Annotated in this window: 14 protein-coding genes and 1 pseudogene; 5 read left to right on the plus strand and 10 right to left on the minus strand. The window is 72.7% G+C overall.

Annotation, left to right across the window (positions count from 1 at the left end):
* Positions 1-202 precede the first annotated feature (202 nt).
* Complete coding sequence (locus SMD20_RS04315) at positions 203-1,225, plus strand: GNAT family N-acetyltransferase (protein WP_329575070.1); 1,023 nt, start codon at positions 203-205, stop codon at positions 1,223-1,225.
* A 225-nt stretch (positions 1,226-1,450) separates the two neighbouring features.
* On the opposite strand, the pseudogene SMD20_RS04320 reads toward SMD20_RS04315, so the two are convergent.
* Positions 1,451-1,867 (minus strand): annotated as a pseudogene (locus SMD20_RS04320) (Clp protease N-terminal domain-containing protein); the annotation flags it as partial.
* 76 nt (positions 1,868-1,943) lie between these two features.
* Here SMD20_RS04320 and SMD20_RS04325 point away from each other — a divergent pair.
* Entirely contained in the window at positions 1,944-2,846 is a 903-nt protein-coding gene (locus tag SMD20_RS04325) for a hypothetical protein (protein WP_329575073.1), read from the plus strand.
* 9 nt (positions 2,847-2,855) lie between these two features.
* On the opposite strand, the gene SMD20_RS04330 is transcribed toward SMD20_RS04325, so the two are convergent.
* Positions 2,856-3,599, minus strand: coding sequence for a class I SAM-dependent methyltransferase (locus tag SMD20_RS04330; protein WP_329575077.1), 744 nt, complete (start codon positions 3,597-3,599; stop codon positions 2,856-2,858).
* A gap of 96 nt (positions 3,600-3,695) precedes the next feature.
* Between SMD20_RS04330 and add the strand changes: the two genes are divergently transcribed.
* The gene (add, locus tag SMD20_RS04335) at positions 3,696-4,775 is read left to right on the plus strand and encodes an adenosine deaminase (protein WP_329575080.1); all 1,080 of its coding nucleotides are present in this window, start codon (positions 3,696-3,698) and stop codon (positions 4,773-4,775) included.
* Between the two features lie 7 nt (positions 4,776-4,782).
* On the opposite strand, the gene pgl is transcribed toward add, so the two are convergent.
* From pgl to tkt, 6 genes are read right to left on the minus strand one after another with little or no spacing between them, the layout of a single operon-like run.
* The gene (gene pgl, locus SMD20_RS04340) at positions 4,783-5,556 is read right to left on the minus strand and encodes a 6-phosphogluconolactonase (protein WP_329592424.1); all 774 of its coding nucleotides are present in this window, start codon (positions 5,554-5,556) and stop codon (positions 4,783-4,785) included.
* 32 nt (positions 5,557-5,588) lie between these two features.
* Positions 5,589-6,503, minus strand: a complete 915-nt coding sequence (locus SMD20_RS04345; protein ID WP_329575082.1) for a glucose-6-phosphate dehydrogenase assembly protein OpcA — start codon at positions 6,501-6,503, stop codon at positions 5,589-5,591.
* The gene (zwf, locus tag SMD20_RS04350) at positions 6,504-8,084 is read right to left on the minus strand and encodes a glucose-6-phosphate dehydrogenase (RefSeq protein WP_442942583.1); all 1,581 of its coding nucleotides are present in this window, start codon (positions 8,082-8,084) and stop codon (positions 6,504-6,506) included.
* Positions 8,085-8,106: 22 nt separating this feature from the next.
* Positions 8,107-9,699, minus strand: coding sequence for a glucose-6-phosphate isomerase (locus SMD20_RS04355; RefSeq protein WP_329592426.1), 1,593 nt, complete (start codon positions 9,697-9,699; stop codon positions 8,107-8,109).
* A complete protein-coding gene (gene tal, locus SMD20_RS04360) occupies positions 9,699-10,790 on the minus strand; it encodes a transaldolase (RefSeq protein WP_329575088.1) in 1,092 nt (363 codons plus the stop codon). The genes SMD20_RS04355 and tal overlap by 1 nt, the downstream gene beginning before the upstream one ends.
* Positions 10,791-10,799: 9 nt before the next feature.
* The gene (gene tkt, locus SMD20_RS04365) at positions 10,800-12,893 is read right to left on the minus strand and encodes a transketolase (RefSeq protein ID WP_329575092.1); all 2,094 of its coding nucleotides are present in this window, start codon (positions 12,891-12,893) and stop codon (positions 10,800-10,802) included.
* Positions 12,894-13,163: 270 nt separating this feature from the next.
* Here tkt and SMD20_RS04370 point away from each other — a divergent pair, with 270 nt between their 5' ends.
* Both SMD20_RS04370 and SMD20_RS04375 read left to right on the plus strand, forming a co-directional pair.
* Positions 13,164-14,108 carry a heme o synthase gene (locus SMD20_RS04370; protein ID WP_329575095.1) on the plus strand — a complete coding sequence of 315 codons (945 nt, stop codon included), beginning with the start codon at positions 13,164-13,166 and terminating at the stop codon, positions 14,106-14,108.
* Between the two features lie 100 nt (positions 14,109-14,208).
* Entirely contained in the window at positions 14,209-15,396 is a 1,188-nt protein-coding gene (locus SMD20_RS04375; protein WP_329575098.1) for a PrsW family intramembrane metalloprotease, read from the plus strand.
* Positions 15,397-15,402: 6 nt separating this feature from the next.
* On the opposite strand, the gene SMD20_RS04380 is transcribed toward SMD20_RS04375, so the two are convergent.
* Positions 15,403-16,101 (minus strand): SanA/YdcF family protein, encoded by a 699-nt coding sequence (locus SMD20_RS04380; RefSeq protein ID WP_329575101.1) that lies wholly within the window; start codon positions 16,099-16,101, stop codon positions 15,403-15,405.
* A 62-nt stretch (positions 16,102-16,163) separates the two neighbouring features.
* Positions 16,164-17,153, minus strand: a complete 990-nt coding sequence (locus SMD20_RS04385; RefSeq protein ID WP_329575104.1) for a COX15/CtaA family protein — start codon at positions 17,151-17,153, stop codon at positions 16,164-16,166.
* Between the last annotated feature and the right edge of the window lie 24 nt (positions 17,154-17,177).

The following is a 17,177-nucleotide window of genomic DNA, read 5'->3' on the forward strand; positions in this document are numbered from 1 at the left end:
GCAACGAAATTCGTGATGGATCCTCAACGAGCCCGAGGGGCGCGAGAAGGCCGTCCAACGAGAGGGTCCCACCGAGACGTGCTCGGCGCGAGGGGTTGGGCGGCAGACTCCGCGCCGGTGGCCTTAACGGGATAAATGGGTTCATTTCGCGATGAAACACGTCGTTAGCGGACGTGTAACACCTGCTAGGCATGCTCAGCGCATGGGATTCTTGCGCATCCGCACCACGGTGGACGAGCGGCCCGGGCGGCTGGCCTCCCTCGCCTCGGCCCTGGCCGAGAGGGGCGGCAACATCCTCGGACTCAGCGTCCAGTCAGACACCGACGGCACCGTAGACGAGTTCGTCGCCGACATCCCCGCAGGCCCGGAGGCCGTGCGCGAGGCCCTTGAGGCGGCCGGCGGCCGTGAGGTGCAGGTGGTCCCCGCCACGGCCCACGAGCTGACCGACGAGCCCACCCGCGCGCTCCTGCTGGCCTCCAGGCTGCGTACGATGCCGTGGCGGCTGCCCGAGCTGCTCGCCGAGTTGCTGCGCGCCGACGACGCCCGGTGGATCTATGGTGATGCGGTGAGTGATCTTCCAGACCCGACCAGGCTCATCGTGCCCGTCGCCGCCAAGCGCGCGGTCCGGCTGCGCCGTGCCGAGCTCCCGTTCACGCTGACCGAGGCCGCCAGGGCCGCCGCACTCGCCCGGCTCGCCCAGCCCGCCGCCGACCAGATGGGGGCCGAGCGCGGGGTCAAGCTGTCCGACGGCGTCGAGGTCACGGTGCGCCCGCTCACCTCCATCTACCGCGAGGCCGTACGCGACCTGCACGACAGGTGCTCGCCGGAGTCGCGCAGGTTCCGCTACTTCACCGCCATGCCCGCGCTGCCGCCCCACATGTTCGACCGGCTGTGCGACAGGAACCGGGGATACTCGCTGGTCGCCGGGCACGACGGGCAGGTCGTGGCGATGGCCAACCTGATGTTCACGCCGGATCCCGGCATCGCCGAGATGGCCTTCCTCGTCGAGGACCGCTGGCAGGGGCGCGGTCTGGGCGTGGCCATGGCGCGGATGCTGGTGCGCGCGGCCCGCGACCTCGGGTACGCCGAGGTCAGGGCGACGATGCTGTCCGACAACGCGCGGATGCGCCGGCTGCTGGTGTCGCTGGGCGCCACGCTCGGCTACACCGAGGACCCCGGCGTGGTGGAGGCGCGGCTGCCGGTCGGCGCGATGGCGGCGGTCTGACAGCGGGTCTGACAGCGGGTCTGACGGCGCGGGTCAGCCGACGCCCTCCTCACCCTCGTCCTCGCGCTCGCGCTCGCCCGGGGTGTCGGCGCGCGGGTGGATGCCGAGGTGGCGTTCGATGCGCTCCAGGCTCTCCTGGATCTGGGCGAGCCGTTCGTTCAGAGAGCCGGTGCCCGCGAAGAACATCTCGGACGTACGCTCCCTGGAGCCCCGCCCGACGCGGTCGAGCAGGCGCTGGCGCAGCACGGCCAGGTCCGCGCCGGCGTCCACGAGCGCCTGGGCGGCCAGCCCCTCGCCCTCCCTGATCAGCCCGAGCAGGATGTGCTCGGTGCCGATGTAGTTGTGGCGCAGCTGCAGCGCCTCGCGCAGCGACAGCTCCAGCACCTTCTTGGCGCCGGGAGTGAACGGGATGTGCCCGCTCGGCGGCCTGCCGTCGTGCTCCGTCTCGCGCTCGACGAACGCGCGTACGCGGTCCTGCTCCACCCCGCTGCTCTCCAGGACCAGCGCGGCCAGTCCCTCGCCCTCGGCGATGAGGCCCAGCAGGATGTGTTCCGTGCCGATGTAGCCGTGGTTCATCGTCCGCGCCTCCTCCTGAGCGAGGACGACGACCCTGCGCGCTCGGTCGGTGAAGCGTTCGAACACCGGGGGCCTCCGTTCGGCTGGGGGGGCTGCCTCCACTATGCGCTAGAAAACCCGCTATGTGGGGTATTTGTCCTGTGTGGATCTTGACGAGGTGGCGGACCGCCTGTACGCGCTCCCGCCGCCGGAGTTCACCGCCGCGCGTACGGCCGAGGCCCGCGCGGCCAAGGACGCGGGCGACGCCCGGCTCGCGCGTGAGATAGCGAAGCTGCGCAAGCCCACGGTGTCGGCGGCGGCCATCAACCGGGTCGCCCGCGCGCACCCCGGCGAGGTGGCCGAGCTCTTGGAGGTGGGGGAGCGGCTGCGCGCCGCCTGGCAGGAGCAGGACCCCGGCGCGCTCGCCGAGCTGACCCGGCGGCGCGGCGAGGTCACCGGCCGGCTCGGCCGGCTGGTCAGGCAGGAGGGGGAGCTGTCGGGCGCCGCGGCCGCCGAGGTGGAGCAGACCCTGGACGCCGCCGTCGTGGACGCCGGCGCCGCCGAGCAGGTGCGCCGCGGCCGGCTCGCCAGGCCGCTCGCCTACAGCGGCTTCGCGCCCGCCCCCACGCCGCGCGAACGGCCGGTCAAGAAGACGCGGCCGGGTGAGCAGGCGGGCGGAAAGAAGAAGCCCGCGCCCGAGCAGGGTCAGCGGGCGGGCGGGAAGCGGAAACCCGCGCCCGAGGACGAGGCCGCCGCAGCCCGTACCCGCGAGGAGGACGAGGCCACCGCGGCCCGCACTCGCGAGGAGGAAGAGGCCGCGGCGGCCCGTGCCCGCGAGGAGGCCGCGGCCGCGAAGGCCAGGGAGCGGGCCGAGGCGGAGGCCGCGCACCGGGAGTGGCAGGAGGCCGTGGAGAGCGCCCAGCGGGACTTCGACGAGCGCGCGGCCAAGGTCGAACGGCTGGAGCGCAAGCTCGCCAAGGCCCGCGCCGGACTGGACGACAGCGGCCACCGGCTGGAGGTCGCGCGGCGGGAGGAGCGGCACGCCCGGCGGCGGCTGGATCAGTGAGCCCGCCGCTCAGGGACGGCGGGCGTGGGCGATGTGGGCGCAGACCGGGAAGCCGTCCCGCGCGTACGGCGCCGCCAGCCGCTCGTAGTGCGCCCGGACCCGTCCGGCCACCTCCGGCGGCTGCCGCCCGATCGTCCCGAACCGGGCCCCGCCCGCGCCCACGACGTCCGTCCACCAGGCGTCGAGGTCCACCCGGTGCCGCCACCGCACGCTCTCCACCTCCGCGTCCGCGAACCCCGCCGCGGCCAGCAGCGCCGCGAACCGCTCGGGGGCGGCGTCGGCGGCGAAGGGCCGGGGCGGCGCCCCGGACGCCAGGCCCGCCGCCTCCATGGCGTCGGAGAGCACGGCGGTGGCGGTCATCTCCCCGGCCGCCCACCAGCTCAGGGCGAGGGTCCCGCCGGGCCGCAGCACGCGGCGCAGCTCGCGCAGCGCCGCGCCGGTGTCGGGCACGTGATTGATGATGAAATTTCCCGCGACGGCGTCGAATTCCCCGTCGTCGAACGGCAGCTCGGGCAGCGCGGCCCGCCGGACCGCCGCGCCGGGGAAGCGCCGCGAGGTCAGCTCCACCATGGCCGGGTCGGCGTCGACGGCGGTCACCACGGCCCCAAGGGCGAGCGCCGCCTCGGTGACCACCCCGCTGCCGCAGCCCACGTCGAGCAGCCGCCGCGCGCTCCGGGAGCGGGCCAGGAGGGGCCCAACGGTGTGCCGGCTCAGCCGGGCGAACCCGCGATCGTAGGCGTCGGCGTTCACCACGCCCTCACCCTAGCCCAGCCGGAAACTCACATATCTGCGTCAGATTCCCCTGATTTCCCTACCGGGACGCGAATCACCGCGCTTAAGGTCATCGCCATGACCACCACAACAGCGACCACCCCCGACCCCGCGCTCGACGCGTTCATCGCCGCGCTCCCCAAGGTCGAGCTGCACGTCCACCTGGTCGGCTCCGCCTCGATCCCGACCGTCCTGGAGCTGGCCCGCCGCCATTCCGGCGCCACCGAGGTCCCGCGCGAGGAGGAGGAGCTGCGCCGCTTCTACACCTTCCGCGACTTCCCGCACTTCGCCCGCGTCTACCGGGCGGTCAACCAGCTCGTCCGCGAGCCGGAGGACGTCGCCACGCTCGTGCTCGGGCTGGCCCGCGACCTCGCCCCCCAAGGCGCCCGGTACGCGGAGCTGCAGGTCACCCCGTACGCCCACCACGTCGTCGGCCTCCCGATGCGCGCGGTCACCGAGGCGCTGGACCTCGCCGCCCGCCGCGCCGCCGCCGAGCACGGCGTGGAGATCGCCTACATCTTCGACATCCCCGGCGAGTACGGCGAGGAGGCCGCCAGGGTCACCCTCGACCACGCCCTCCAGGAACCTCCCGCCGCCTTGGTAGGTTTCGGCATCGGCGGCATCGAGCAGGAGCGGCCGAAGTACCGGGACGCCTACCGGGACGCGTTCACCGCCGCCCGCGCCGCCGGCCTGCACAGCGTCCCGCACGGCGGCGAGATGAGCGGGCCCGAGACGATGTGGGAGGTCATCGAGGGCTACGGCGCCGAGCGGATCGGCCACGGCATCAACTGCCTCGCCGACCCCCGGCTGGTGGCGCACCTGCGCGAGACCCGGCTGCCGCTGGACGTCTGCCCCACCTCCAACCTCCGCACCGGGCAGATCGCCCGCATCGAGGACCATCCGCTGCCCAGGCTGCTGGAGGAGGGGCTGTACGTGACGCTGAACAGCGACGACCCGCCGATGTTCGCGACCACGCTGGCCGAGGAGTACCGGGTCGCCGCCCGGGTGTTCGGCCTCGGCCGCGCCGAGCTGGCGGAGCTGGCGGCGAACGGGGTGCGGGCGTCGTACCTGACGGAGGAGCGCAAGCGGGCGCTCCTCGCCGAGATCGACGCGCTGACCGGCCCCGCGGGAGGCCCGATGGAGGGCGGGGCCGGCTGAGCGTGCGTCAGGGGGAGGCCAGGCGGCCCAGCTCCGGCGGGATCTTCCCGGCCGCCGCCCGGTCGAGCAGGAACAACGTCCGCTGCCGCCCGCGCGCCCCGGCCGCCGGCACCTGGACGGGCCCGGACTCCGACAGCGCCAGGTGGACCGCCCCGGCCTTCTCCGCGCCGGCCGCGACCACCCACACCTCGCGGGCCGCCCGGATGGCCGGCAGCGTCAGCGAGATCCGGGTGGGCGGCGGCTTGGGCGAGCCGTGCACGGCCACCACGGGGCGGGTGTCGTACAGGGCGGGCATGCCGGGGAACAACGACGCCACGTGCGCGTCGGGACCCATGCCGAGCAGCATCACGTCGAACCCGGGCACCGGCCCGTGGTCCTCCGGCCGGGCGGCGGCGCGCAGCTCGGCCGCGTAGGACTCGGCGGACTCCTCCGCCGTCATGCCCGAGTCGGGGCCGCGCATCACGTGCACCCGCCCCGGGTCCACGTCCACGTGGTCGAGCAGGGCCTCGCGGGCGCCGGTCTCGTTGCGCTCCTTGTCGCCCGCCGGCAGGAAACGTTCGTCGCCCCACCAGATGTCCAGCCGCCGCCAGTCGACCGCGTCGCGGGCCGGCGTGGCGGCGATCGCGGCCAGCGTGGCGATGCCCACCGTGCCGCCGGTGAGCACCAGCGAGGCCGAGCCCTTGGCCGACTGCGCGTCGACCAAGCGGGTGATGATCCGCGCCGCCACCGCCTTGGCCAGGACGTCGGCGTTGCGGTGGACGACGATGCCGGGGGCGCTCACAGACGCCTGTTTCGTGGTCACGGTCTCTCGTGTCATCCCTTGTACGTCCGCGCGAACCGCTTCACCGCGGCCTCGTAGATCTCGTCGCTGTCCAGCCTGCGCAGCTCCTCGGACATCAGCTCCGAGGTGGTGCGCCGGGCCAGGGCCACGTTCCTGTCGGGCTGGCCGGGACGGCATAGCGTGGCCAGGCGGGCGTCGGCGCGCACCACGGCCAGCTCGCCGTCGCCGGTCTGCAGTCGCACCGCGGTCAGCCCCGGCCCTTCGGAGTCGGTCACCTTGATCGTCGCGCCCAGCCGCTCCGACAGCCACGCGGCCAGCAGCGGCGCGCTCGGGTGCCCGGCCGCGGCCTCCACCACGCCCTTGCGCACCTTGCTCACCGGCTGGTCGAACGCCGCCGCGAGCAGGCTCCGCCACGGCGTCAGCCGCGCCCACGACAGGTCGGTGTCGCCGGGGGCGTACCCCTTGGCCCGGGTCACCAGCGACTGCACGCCGCCGCCGTCGAAGCCCTTGGCGTCGGTGATGCGGCGCTGCGCCAGCGCGCCGATCGGGTCCTTGGAGGGCGACTCGGGCGCCCTGCCCGGCCACCACACGACCACCGGCGTGTCCGGCAGCAGCAGCGGGCTGACCACCGAGTCGGCGTGGTGGGTCAGCTCGCCGTACAGGCGCAGCACGACCACCTCGCCCGGGGTGTTCTCGCCGATGCGCAGCTCGGCGTCGAGCCTGATCGGCTCGTCCGGCTCACGGGTGATGAGCACGATGATGCGCGAGGGGTGCTCGCGGGCCGCCTCGGTCGCGGCGCGCAACGCGTCGTACTGGTGCCGCTCCTCGCAGACCACCACCAGCGTCAGCACCATGCCGATGGCGGGCGCGCCCATCTGGTGCCGCAGATGCGTGAACTGCGCGGAGATCTTGCCCGCCGTCGTGTCCGACAGCATGAACGTCGTCATCTAAAGTCTCCTCCACACCCGGCCGTCGCGGGCCATCATCGCGTCGGCCGACGGCGGCCCCCACGAGCCCGACTCGTAGGGCTCGGGCTGGCCCTGCGTGGCCCAGAACTCCTCGATCGGGTCGAGGATCGTCCAGGACAGCTCCACCTCCCGCTGGTGCGGGAACAGCGGCGGGTCGCCGATCATCACGTCGAGCAGCAGCCGTTCGTACGCCTCCGGCGACGACTCCAGGAACGACTCGCCGTAGGCGAAGTCCATGGACACGTCGCGCACCTCCATGGCCGTCCCCGGCACCTTGGAGCCGAAGCGGACCGTGATGCCCTCGTCCGGCTGGACCCGTACGACGAGGGCGTTCTGGCCGAGGATCTCGGTGTCGGTCTTGCTGAACGGCAGGTGCGGCGCGCGCTGGAACACCACGGCGACCTCGGTCACCCGGCGGCCCAGCCGCTTGCCGGTGCGCAGGTAGAACGGCACCCCCGCCCAGCGCCGGTTGGCGATCTCCAGCTTGATCGCGGCGTAGGTCTCGGTGGTCGACTCGGGGGAGATGCCCTCCTCCTGCAGATAGCCGACGACCTTCTGGCCGCCCTGCCAGCCCGCGGAGTACTGGCCGCGCGCGGTGTAGGCCTTGAGGTCGGCGGGCAGCCGCACCGCGCGCAGCACCTTCTCCTTCTCCCTGCGGAGGGCGGAGGCGTCGAAGGAGGTCGGGTCCTCCATCGCCACCAGCGCGAGGAGCTGGAGCAGGTGGTTCTGGATCACGTCGCGGGCCGCGCCGATGCCGTCGTAGTAGCCCGCGCGCCCGCCGATGCCGATGTCCTCGGCCATCGTGATCTGCACGTGGTCGACGAAGCCGCGGTTCCAGATCGGCTCGTAGAGGTTGTTGGCGAACCTCAGCGCCATGATGTTCTGGACGGTCTCCTTGCCCAGGTAGTGGTCGATCCGGAAGATCGAGCTCTCCGGGAAGGCCGAGGTGGTGATCTCGTTCAGCTCGTGCGCCGACTGCAGGTCGTGCCCGAACGGCTTCTCGATCACCACTCGCCGCCATGAGCCCTCGGGCGCGTCGGAGAGGCCGGTCCGCTTGAGCTGCTCGACCACGACGGGGAAGAACTTGGGCGGCACCGACAGGTAGAAGGCGTAGTTGCCGCCGGTGCCGCGCGTCTGGTCGATCTCGTTCAGCGCCATCGCGAGGGCGTCGAAGGCGCCGTCGTCGGAGAACTCGCCGGGGACGAAGTGAATGCCCTCAAGGAGCTGCTTCCAGACCTCCTCCCGGAACGGCGTCCGGGCGTGCGCCTTGACGGCGTCGTGCGTCAGCTGGGCGAAATCCTGGTCCTTCCAATCGCGCCGGGCGAAGCCGACCAGCGAGAAACCGGGCGGCAGCAGCCCCCGGTTGCCCAGGTCGTAGATCGCCGGCAACAGCTTGCGCTTGGCCAGGTCGCCCGTCACGCCGAACAACACCATCACGCAGGGCCCCGCCACCCGCGGCAGCCGCTTGTCGCGGGGGTCGCGCAGCGGGTTGGCGGCGGCGGCCTCGATCGTGGTGGCGGTGCCCGCGACGGCCGCCGCCACGGTCACGGCCTCCTCCATGGGTGCTGCAGGCTCTGTCATCTCAAACCTCCTGTGCGGCTGCGAGCAGGTGCGCGACTCCCGCCGCGCGGTCGGTCAAATGCAGGCGTACGGCGGGCCGCCCCCGCGTCTCCAGCGCCTCCAGGTCGCCGAGTGCCTGGGCGAGCTGGAGGCGGCCCAGCGTGCCGGACCGGCCGGGAACCGCGACGTCGTCGGCCACTGCCCCCGTGATCTGCAGGAACACCCCGTTGCGGGGCCCGCCCTTGTGATACTGCCCCGCGCCGTGCAGGTAGCGCGGCCCCCACCCGAACGTCACCGGGCGATCGGTCCGCAGCGCCAGCAGCGCCCGCAGCGTGGCCGGGTCGGCCATCATCCAGGCGTCGGTCAGCTGCTCGAAGTCGGCGCCCTCGAGCACCGGCGCGTCGAAGGCCGCCAGGCGGTCGAGGTAGGCCGTCACCGCCAGGTAGCCGTCTGAGGGGACGGCGTGCAGCAGCTCGGCGAACAGGCCCTGCAGGTCCTTGGCGCCGGTGGCGCCGTACACCTCGACCGGGCCGTCCGTCAGCGCGAGCGCGCCGCCGGGCAGGTCGGGCAGGGTGAGCAGGGCGGCGGCCTGGCGTTCCTGCTCGGCCGTCTCGGGCCGGTCGTCGGGGTCCACGCCCAGCAGCAGCGCGGCCACGGCGGTGGCGTACTCCCAGACCAGGAACTGCGCGCCGAGCCGCCCGTCCACGCGGACGTCGCCGAGGTCGGTGTCGAGGCCGACGACCAGCTCGTCCGCGGCGGGCAGCGGGTCGGCGCCGACGACCGGAAGGATGCCACGGCCCTGCTTGCCGGTGGCCGCCGTGACGAGCGCCTCGACCCAGTCGGGCAGCCCGGCGATCGGCGAGAGCCGGTCTTCCAGCAGGAGTTTGTCGCGCCCGGCGAGCGCCGCGCCGCCGAGCGCCGCGCCGAGGTCGAGGCCGGGGTTGCCGACGTCGCGCGACAGCAGGGGGAGCACCTCCTCGGCGTCGTCGAGCAGCCGGGCCACGTCGGCGCCCGCCAGCGTGGCGGGCAGCAGCGCGGCGGCCGACAGCGCGCCGCCCTCGCCGGCCGGCACGACGGCGTAGCCGCGCTCGCGGGCGTGTTCCGCCAGTGGCGTGCCGGGATCGGCCACCGCCACCACGCGCCCGGCGGGCGCGAGGCCCGCCCGTTCGAACAGCTCCTCGTAGAGGCGCAGGCAGGCGTCGCCCTCGGCGGTAGCGGCGGCGGCGACCACCACCGTGGACTCCGGGCGGTCGGCCAGCGCCCGGCGCACCTGGCCGGGGTCGGCGGTGTCGAGCACGGTGAGCGGCACGTCGGCCGTGTCGCAGATCGCCTGGGCGGCCAGCGCGGGGGAGCCCGTGGCGATCAGCACGACATGCGGCCCCTCCTCGCCGGGCTCGACGGCGGCGCGCAGCCGCGCCGCCACCGCGTTCAGCCCGGCGAGCAGCTCGCGGGGGACGCGGAAGGGCCGCCGGCCCTCCGTCTCCCCCTCGGCGTCCTCGTCCCACAGCGTGGGGTCGCCGGCGGCGAGCCGGGCCGGCACGCCGTCGGCGACGAGGCGCCCCGCGACGGAGGAGGCGGCCTCGGCCACCCCCTCCTCGCGGTAGTGCACCTCCATCACGGAACCAGGTTCTTGCTGACGCTCTCCAGAAGCTCGTTCCAGGACGCCTCGAACTTCTGCACGCCCTCCTCCTCCAGCAGGCGCACCACGTCGTCGTAGTCGACGCCGGCGTCCTTGAGCGCGGCCATGGTGTTCCAGGCCTGCTCGTAGAAGGGGCGGACGGTGTCGCCGGTGATGTCGGCGTGGTCGGCGGTCGCGTCGAGCGTCTTCTCCGGCATCGTGTTCACGGTGCCGGGGGCGACGAGCTGGTCGACGTAGAGCGTGTCGCTGTAGTCGGGGTTCTTGACGCCGGTCGAGGCCCACAGCGGGCGCTGCGGGCGGGCGCCGGCCGAGCGCAGGCGCTGCCAGCGCTCGGAGTTCATGACCTCCTCGTACGCCGCGTACGCCAGCCGCGCGTTGGCCACGCCCGCCTTGCCCTTCAGCTCCGGCTTGCCGAGCTGGTCGAGGCGCTTGTCGATCTCGCTGTCGACGCGGCTGACGAAGAACGAGGCCACCGACTCGATGGAGGCCAGGTCGATGCCCTTGGCCTGCGCGGCCTCCAGGCCGGCCAGCCAGGCGTCCATGACCTTGCGGTAGCGCTCCAGCGAGAAGATCAGCGTGACGTTGACGCTGATGCCCTCGGAGATCGCCTGCGTGATCGCCGGCAGGCCCGCCATGGTCGCCGGGATCTTGATCATGAGGTTGGGCCGGTCGACCATCCACCACAGGGCGCGGGCCTCGGCCACGGTCTTGTCGCTCTCGTGCGCCAGGCGCGGGTCGACCTCCAGCGACACCCGGCCGTCCACGCCGCCGGTGGCGTCGAAGACCGGGCGCAGGACGTCGGCCGCCCAGCGGATGTCGTAGGTCGTGATCGCGCGCACCGCCTCCTCGACGGTGACGCCGCGCACGGCCAGGTCGTGCAGCTGCGCGTCGTAGGCGTCGCCCTTGCTGAGCGCGCCCGCGAAGATCGTCGGGTTGGACGTGACCCCGACGACGTTCTTCTCGCGGATCAGCTGCTCCAGGTTGCCGCTGCGCAGGCGCTCGCGGCTGATGTCGTCGAGCCAGATGGCAACGCCCTGGCCGGACAGCTTGTTGAGGATCTCGCTCATCGTCTTGTCTCAGTTTCCCGTCGTCTCGCCCTTGTCCTGACCCAGCTTCGCCAGGCTCGCCCTGGCCGCCGCCGCGACGCGCTCCGCCGTCAGCCCGAACTGCTCGTACAAAGTCTTGTACGGGGCCGACGCGCCGAAGTGTTCGAGGCTGACCACCTCGCCGCACTCGCCGACGTACTCGTGCCAGCCGAGGGCGATGCCGGCCTCGACCGCGACCCGAGCCCTGATCGACGACGGCAGGACGGTCTGCCTGTAGGCGGAATCCTGCCCGTTGAACCACTCGACACACGGCATGGACACCACTCGCGTGGGAATGCCCTGCTCCTCCAGCAGCTCGCGGCCGCGTACGGCCAGCTCGACCTCGCTGCCGGTGGCGATGATGATCACCCGGGGCTGGCCGTCGGAGGCGTCGCGCAGGACGTAGCCGCCGCGGGCCACGCCGTCGGCGCTGGTGCCCTCGAAGACCGGCAGGTTCTGGCGGGTCAGCGCGAGGGCGGCGGGCCGGTCCTTGTGCTCCAGCACGGCCTTCCACGCGTAGGCCGTCTCGTTGGCGTCGGCCGGGCGCACCACGTCGAGGCCGGGGATCGCGCGCAGCGACCACAGGTGCTCGATCGGCTGGTGGGTCGGGCCGTCCTCGCCGAGGCCGATGGAGTCGTGCGTCCAGATGTAGATGACCGGCAGCTTCATCAGCGCGGCCAGGCGCACCGACGGACGCATGTAGTCGGAGAAGACCAGGAACGTGCCGCCGTACGGGCGGGTGCCGCCGTGCAGCGCGATGCCGTTGAGAATGGCGCCCATCGCGTGCTCGCGGATGCCGAAGTGCAGCGTGCGGCCGTAGCGGTTCCCGGGGAACTCCTTGGTCTGGTATTCCTCCGGGATGAAGGACGGCTCGCCCTTCATCGTGGTGTTGTTGGACTCGGCGAGGTCGGCCGAGCCGCCCCACAGCTCCGGCAGCACCGGCGCGAGCGCGCTGAGCACCTCGCCGCTCGCCTTGCGGGTGGCCATGGAGCCGCCCTGTTCGAACGACGGCAGCGCCGCGGCCCAGCCGGCCGGCAGCTCGCGGTGCGAGATCCGGTCGAGCTCGGCGGCGCGCTCGGCGTTGGCCAGCCGCCATTCGGCGTAGCGCTTGTCCCACTCGGACCGGGTGGCCCGGCCGCGCTGGACCACCTCGCGGGCGTGCGCGAGCACCGCGTCCGGCACGTCGAAGGTCTTGGCCGGGTCCATGCCGAGCACCTGCTTGGTGGCGGCCACCTCGGCCTCGCCCAGCGCCGAGCCGTGGATCTTGCCGGTGTTGCGCTTGTTGGGCGCGGGCCAGCCGATGATCGTACGCAGCCGGATGAACGACGGCCGGCCGGTCTCCGCCTTCGCCGCCTCCAGTGCGTCGTAGAGCGCCTGGACGTCCTCGTGGTAGTCGTCGCCCGAGGTCCAGTCGACGCTCTCGGTGTGCCAGCCGTAGGCCTCGTAGCGCTTGACGACGTCCTCGGACTTCGCGATCAGCGTGTCGTCCTCGATGGAGATGTGGTTGTCGTCCCACACCACGATGAGGTTGCCCAGCTTCTGGTGGCCGGCGATGGCGCTGGCCTCGTGGCTGATGCCCTCCTCGATGTCGCCGTCGCTGACGAAGCACCAGATGTTGTGGTCGAACGGCGAGGCGCCGGCCTCGGCGTCGGGGTCGAACAGGCCGCGCTCGCGGCGGGCCGCCATCGCCATGCCGACCGCGTTGCCGAGACCCTGGCCCAGCGGGCCCGTCGTGGTCTCGACGCCGGCCGTGTGGCCGTGCTCGGGGTGGCCGGGGGTGAGGCTGTCCCACTGGCGCAGCCGGCGCAGGTCGTCCAGGGTGAGGCCGTAGCCGGAAAGGTAGAGCTGGATGTAGAGCGTCAGGCTGCTGTGGCCGCACGACAGGACGAACCGGTCGCGACCCAGCCAGTTGGGGTCGGTCGGGTCGTGACGCATCACACGCTGGAACATCAGGTATGCGGCGGGGGCCAGGCTCATGGCGGTGCCGGGGTGACCCGAGCCCGCCTTCTCCACGGCGTCCATCGCCAGGGCTCGAACGACGTCGACCGCCTGGTCGTCCAGGTCGGTCCATTCAAGGGCTGGCACGAGTTCGCTGCTCAAGTGCTCGATCTCCGGATTCTCGATGTTTTGGCTGTGCCGGTCGGCTATCCCGCCCACAGGGACCCTAACCGAGTGGAGCAGGCGATCAATTCCAATCGACGCGTGCGTGTCCATGCATGGCGCAAAGCCCCCCATTGGCCGGACCGGCCGTCCCTGCGACTACAGTTTGTTTGTTCGCAGAGGCGTCACCGGCGCCCACCATGGATCCGCTCTAATCAGAGGTTACGCGTTGACCCCGCACAGGCTGGAAGCGCCTTGACGGTGCTCACCAACAGGCAGGCGACGGCCCGATCTCCGCAGGTGGAGGCGCCGCGCTCGATCGGCATGATCGTAAAGGCCTACATCGCGCTCACCAAACCGCGGATCATCGAGCTGCTGCTCATCACGACGCTGCCGGTGATGTTCCTCGCGGCCGGCGGCCTGCCGCCCCTGTGGACGTCCGTCGCCGTCATGGTGTTCGGCACCCTGTCGGCGGGCAGCGCCAACGCGCTCAACTGCTACGTCGACCGCGACATCGACCAGAAGATGCGGCGCACCCGCCGCCGCCCGCTCGCCCGGCACCAGGTGTCGCCGCGCGGCGCGCTGATCTTCGGGATCGTGCTCGGGATCGTGTCCACCGCCGGTCTGTGGGTGACCACCAACTGGCTGGCGGCGGTGCTCTCGCTCGCCGCGATCCTGTTCTACGTCCTGGTCTACTCGATGATCCTCAAGCGGCGCACGGCCCAGAACATCGTCTGGGGCGGCATCGCGGGCTGCATGCCGGTGATGATCGGCTGGGCGGGCATCACCGAGCGGCTCGACTGGGCCCCGCTGGTGCTCTTCGGCGTCGTGTTCTTCTGGACGCCGCCGCACACCTGGACCCTCGCCATGCGCTACAAGGAGGACTACGCGGCGGCCAAGGTGCCGATGCTGCCGGTGGTCGCCACCGAGCGGCGGGTCGTCCTGGAGTCCATCGCCTACACGTGGGCGACCGTGCTCTGCTCGCTGGCGCTCTGGCCGGTCGCGGGCACCACGCTGTTCTACCCGGTCGTGGCCGCCGTGCTGGGCGTCATGTGCCTGTGGGAGGTGCACCGCCTGCTGGCCCGGCTCAACGCCGGCAAGACGGGGGTCGACCTGCGGCCCATGCGTTTCTTCCACTGGTCCAACGCCTATCTGGCGCTGCTGTTCCTCGCCGTCGCCATCGACCCGCTGCTGGCCTGAGCCGGGCAGCGGGGATCAGCGTGTCCGTACGGTGAGGAGTGGGTGTCCGGGGCGATTGACCGGCACCGGCCCCGACACGCTGATCCGTTAAGGTCACCCTATGGCGAGCCGTGATCCACGCTGGGTGTTGAAGGACCGCCCGTCCACGACGCTGATTTTCGGGCTGGTCCTCACCGGCATCTGCGCGCTGATCTCGTTCTCCTTCGACGTACTCAACGGCGAGCCCGTGCAGTTCTTCATCGCGCTCGCGCTCGCCCTCGCGCCGGTCCCGCTGCTGCTCGCCGCCGTGCTCGCGCTCGACCGCATGGAGCCCGAGCCGCGCAGCAACCTCATCTTCGCCTTCGCCTGGGGCGCGGGCGTCGCGGTGCTGGTCGCCGGCGTGATCAACTCGCTCAACCTCCACTACTTCATGGACACCGTCAAGCTGTCGCAGGACAGCGCGCGCAACGTCGCGGCCACCTTCGGCGCTCCCGTGGTCGAGGAGACGATGAAGGGCCTGGTGCTGCTGGGCCTGCTCAGGTTCCGCCGGGCCGAGCTCGACGGGCCGACCGACGGCGTCATCTACGCCAGCATGGTCGGCCTCGGCTTCGCCATGAGCGAGAACGTCAGCTACTACCTGGCGGCCCTGTCCACCTCCGGCGTCAAGGGCCTCGCGGTCACCGTGGTGCTGCGCGGCATCCTGTCGCCGCTGGCCCATCCGCTGTTCAGCTCGATGATCGGCGTGGCCGTGGCGTACGCCGCGCAGCGCGGCTCCGAGCGGGTGTTCCTCATCCTGGCCGGCTGGTCGGGGGCGATGATCCTGCACGGCCTGTGGAACGGCCTGGCCTCCTACGGCGGCTTCCCCGGTCTCGTGGTTGCCTACCTGACGCTGCTGGTGGTGCTGGTCGTGCTCATCGGCGTGGTGTTCCGCGACCGGCGGCGGATCGTGGCGCTGATCCAGCGTTATCTGCCGGCGTACGAGCCGACCAAGCTGGTCAACGAGGCCGACATCTTCATGCTGTCGGCCTTCTCCCGCCGCCGCCAGGCCCGGCAGTGGGCCAAGGCGTACGGCGGCAAGCGCGGGCTGCGCGCGATGGCCGACTACCAGCTCGCGGCCACCGAGCTGGGGCTGCTGCACGAGCGGGCGGCCCGTCACATGGTGGACGAGCAGACCTTCCACGAGGAGCAGCGGGCGCTGCTGGAGTGCATGAGCACTGCGCGCGGGCAGTTCCCCGTGCCGCCCGCGCACGCCCGCTCGGTCGCGGGCGGCACGCCCCCGCCCGGCTACGCGCCCGGCGCGCCCGGCTGACCTGCGTCAGGGGCGCGGCGCGGTGAGCGCGCGGGCGAGCGAGGTCTCCCGTGGCCCCGGGAACACCGGGTCGGCGTCGAGGACCTTCGCGTCGGCGAACGCCTTGGCCGTGGCGAACAGCTCGCGGGCGGCGTAGACGTAGGTGGTGCCGGCCCAGCGGCGGGAGGAGTCGTCGCCCGCCCCGAACGCCTCCAGCCCGGCCGTGCGGCACAGCGTCACCGCGCGCGGCACGTGGAACTCCTGCGTGACGACGGTGACGCTGCGGGCGCCGAAGACCTGCCTGGCCCGTACGCACGAGTCCCAGGTGTCGAAGCCGGCGTAGTCCAGCACCATCGCCGCGTCCGGCACGCCCGCGGCGCGCAGGTAGTCGCGCATCGCGGTCGGCTCGTCGTACTCCTGGCGGCTGTTGTCGCCGGACAGCAGCAGCGCCCGCACCTTGCCGGCGTGGTAGAGCTCGGCGGCGATGTCGAGCCGGCGGGCCAGCATCGCCGAGGGCCGCCCGGCCCACAGGCCGGCGCCGAGCACCAGCGCCGCCTCCGCCGGCGGCACCCGGGCCGTCCAGCCCGCGCCCTCGGCCATCACGCGGTGGCCCGAGCTGCTCAGCCAGGCCCAGGTCATGGGCGCGAGCGCGAGCACGCTCAGCAGCACCATCCCGTGGTACGCGCGCCGCAGCGCCTTCCGGGAGGAGTGCACCTTTCCCCACATATCGCACCCCTTCCGGGCCGGGGGAGTGGCGGACATCTCACCACACACCCTGGCATAACCGATCACACAGTGGCGGCCACTTCGGCGGGGGAGGGGCCGGCGGGAGTGGCGGGCAGCGGCTCGCGGGAACGCAGCGAGGTGACCACCCGCAGCGCGGCGATCCAGACCAGGGTCGAGCCGAGCACGTGCAGCAGCACCAGCGCGGCGGGCACCGCCAGGAAGTACTGGGTGTAGCCGATCACGCCCTGCGCCAGCTCCACCACGAGCAGCGCGAGGGCCGCCCGCCGGGCCGCCAGGGGCGCCCCCGACACGCGCAGCCCGAACAGCAGCGCGAACGTCAGCCCCACCACGATGTAGGCCACGTCGGCGTGGAACCTCGCCACGGCCTCGATGTCGAGGTCGAACCGGGAGGCGATCTCGTCGCCCGAGTGCGGGCCGGTGCCGCTCACCACCACGCCGACCACCAGCAGCACGAACGCCGCGGCCAGCAGCACGTGACCGAGGACGCGCAGGTCCCGGTGGACCACGGACCTGACCGGGCCGTCACCTTCGCTCGCGCGGGCGTAGAGCAGCCAGCAGGCCGCGATGAGGCCGGTGGACAGCAGGTAGTGCATGCCCACGGTGAACGGGTTGAGCGCCGTGCGCACCACCAGGCCGCCCCACAGCGCCTGGGCCAGCACGCCGACCGGCTGCAGCAGGGCCAGCCGCATCAGCGCCCTGCGGCGCGGCAGGAGCCGCCAGGCCGCGAGCACGCAGGCCGCGCCCACGGCCAGCACCAGGAAGGTCAGCAGCCGGTTGCCGAACTCGACGAGCATGTTGAGCATCGACACCTCGGGGTGCGCCACCGGGACGAAGCTGTCGGGTGTGCACTGGGGCCAGGTGGGGCAGCCGAGCCCCGAGGCGGTGACGCGCACGCCGGCGCCGGTCACCGTGATGCCCGCATTGGCCACCACCGAGGCCAGCGCCCAGGCGCGCATCGACCGGGGGGTCGGGGCCCAGAACGAGGCCAGTCCGCGCACGAAGGGGTTGGGGTGGTCAGTGGAGAGCTTCACGTCATCGATGGTACGGGCCGTACC

Source organism: Nonomuraea sp. LP-02, assembly GCF_036289125.1.
Taxonomy (GTDB): Bacteria; Actinomycetota; Actinomycetes; order Streptosporangiales; family Streptosporangiaceae; genus Nonomuraea; species Nonomuraea bangladeshensis.

What these genes read in the sequence shown, in the direction of transcription:
- tal (WP_329575088.1), bottom strand. Translation starts at nt 10,790, where the DNA reads ATGAGCGAGATCCTCAACAAGCTGTCCGGCCAGGGCGTTGCCATCTGG.
- add (WP_329575080.1), top strand. Translation starts at nt 3,696, where the DNA reads ATGACCACCACAACAGCGACCACCCCCGACCCCGCGCTCGACGCGTTC.
- SMD20_RS04315 (WP_329575070.1), top strand. Translation starts at nt 203, where the DNA reads ATGGGATTCTTGCGCATCCGCACCACGGTGGACGAGCGGCCCGGGCGG.
- SMD20_RS04380 (WP_329575101.1), bottom strand. Translation starts at nt 16,101, where the DNA reads ATGTGGGGAAAGGTGCACTCCTCCCGGAAGGCGCTGCGGCGCGCGTAC.
- SMD20_RS04345 (WP_329575082.1), bottom strand. Translation starts at nt 6,503, where the DNA reads ATGACGACGTTCATGCTGTCGGACACGACGGCGGGCAAGATCTCCGCG.
- SMD20_RS04375 (WP_329575098.1), top strand. Translation starts at nt 14,209, where the DNA reads ATGGCGAGCCGTGATCCACGCTGGGTGTTGAAGGACCGCCCGTCCACG.
- SMD20_RS04355 (WP_329592426.1), bottom strand. Translation starts at nt 9,699, where the DNA reads ATGGAGGTGCACTACCGCGAGGAGGGGGTGGCCGAGGCCGCCTCCTCC.
- zwf (WP_442942583.1), bottom strand. Translation starts at nt 8,084, where the DNA reads ATGGAGGAGGCCGTGACCGTGGCGGCGGCCGTCGCGGGCACCGCCACC.